We start from the raw sequence: 1,387 nt of genomic DNA on the forward strand, positions 1-1,387 counted from the left end.
GGGCGAAGGGGTCGGGGCCGAGCGCGGCGACCGCACCCGACCAGTGCCGGGACTCCGCGCGCAGGTCGTGGAGCTGCCAGTACCAGGACAGGGCGTGGACCAGGCAGAGCAGTTCGCCGACCTCGCCCGCGGCCAGGGCCCGGCGCAGGGCGGTGTGGAGGTTCTCGTGCTCGGTGGACAGCAGCCGGTCGGCGGCCCGCTGGCCCCGGCCGCGCAGCCGGGGCTCGGTGGTACGGGCCAGCTCCCGGTAGTACGTCAGATGGCGCCGCTCGGTGGCCTCCTTGTCGTCCCCGGCCTCGGCCAGCCGCTCGGCGGCGTACTCGGCGACGGTCTCCAGCAGCCGGTACCGCATGCCGTCGGCACCGAGGTCGCCGGGGGCGGCGACGACCAGGGACTTGTCGACCAGGGAGCCGAGCAGGGCGTCGACGTCGAGGGCGTCGAGGCGGCCGTCGGCGCACACGGCTTCGGCGGCGGCCAGGGCGCAGCCGCCGGCGAAGACCGACAGCCGGCGCAGGACGGTCCGTTCGCCCTCGTCCAGCAGGTCCCAGGACCAGTCGACGACGGCGCGCAGCGTCTGCTGGCGCGGCAGTACGGTGCGGCTGCCGCTGGTCAGCAGCCGGAACCGGTCGTCGAGCCGGTCCGCGATCTGGCGCGGGCTGAGCAGCCGGAGCCGGGCGGCGGCCAGTTCGATGGCGAGCGGCAGCCCGTCGAGCCGGCGGCAGATCTCGGTGGCCGCGGGCAGGTCGTCCTCGACACGAAAACCGGGGCGGGCGGCGGCTCCACGGTCGGCGAAGAGCTGGAGGGCGGGCTCGGGCGGCAGCGGCTCGACGGGCCGCAGGAGTTCGCCGGGCACCCCGAGGGGTTCCCGGCTGGTGGCCAGCACCTGCACGCCCGGGCAGCGGGCGAGGAGTTCCTCGGCGAGGCGGGCGGCGGCGTCGACCAGGTGCTCGCAGTTGTCGAGGACGATCAGCATGCGGCGGCGGCCGCAGTGTTCGACCAGGCGGTGCAGCGGGTCGCTGTCGGAGGTCAGCTCGGCGAGCACCCGGAGCTCCTCGGCGGCGGCGCCGCGGAGCTTGGTGTCGCGGGCGCCGACGGCGGCGAGGGCGGCCTGGGCCACGTCCTCGGCGTCGTCCACGGGGGCCAGCCCGACGAACCACACCCCGTCGGGCCACCCGCCCCCGACCCGCGCATGCGCCTCGGCCGCCTCCTGCGACAACCGCGTCTTCCCGGCTCCCCCGGCCCCGAGCAACGTGACGAGCCGCGCCCGCGCGAGATCGTCACCGATGACCCGGATGTCCTCCTCCCGCCCGACGAAGCTGGTGAGCCGGGCGCGGAGGTTGCCTTCGGGGGGCGGGGCCTGGCCGGTGGCCGGGGCCTGGCCCCGCCC

1 protein-coding gene is annotated in these 1,387 nt (G+C 76.8%); it reads right to left on the minus strand.

Translation table 11 applies throughout. The features are described from left to right. On the minus strand, positions 1-1,387 hold a 1,387-nt coding region (locus tag EF918_RS35760), incomplete at both ends, for an NB-ARC domain-containing protein (protein WP_260611011.1).

This window comes from Streptomyces sp. WAC06614, assembly GCF_003949795.1.
Lineage (GTDB): Bacteria > Actinomycetota > Actinomycetes > Streptomycetales > Streptomycetaceae > Streptomyces.